Origin of the sequence: Brevibacillus halotolerans (assembly GCF_026891775.1) — a bacterium.
GTDB classification, from domain to species: Bacteria; Bacillota; Bacilli; order Brevibacillales; family Brevibacillaceae; genus Brevibacillus_B; species Brevibacillus_B halotolerans.
In genome coordinates, this window is record NZ_JAPTNK010000069.1 from 1 (window position 1) to 326 (window position 326).

General features: G+C 39.3%; 1 protein-coding gene. It reads right to left on the reverse strand.

Going from position 1 to position 326, the window contains the following annotated elements; translation table 11 throughout:
* Positions 1-326, reverse strand: a 326-nt coding sequence (locus O0550_RS24890; RefSeq protein ID WP_258427419.1) for an integrase core domain-containing protein, incomplete at both ends; no start/stop codon positions are given.

Sequence of the window (326 nt, forward strand, 5' to 3'; positions counted from 1 at the left end):
TAGGATGCTTTTCTTTGCAAGTCTTCTACTTCTTGAGGTGTTTTGTAGCCTAGACTACCATGTATTCGGGTTCGGTTATACCAACCTTCTATATATGTAAAAAGCGCAAGCTTTGCAGATTCATAATCAATGTAAGTCACATGGTTTACTTCTTCTTTCTTCAGAATGGCATGGAACGATTCGATACAGGCATTGTCATAGGGACAGCCCTTTCTGCTAAATGAGTGAACAATGTGAAGTTGCTTAACATATTGCGTGAAATCCTTGCTTGTATATTGGGCACCTAAATCAGTATGAAGTACCAAATCCCTTGCGGGTTTTTGAGT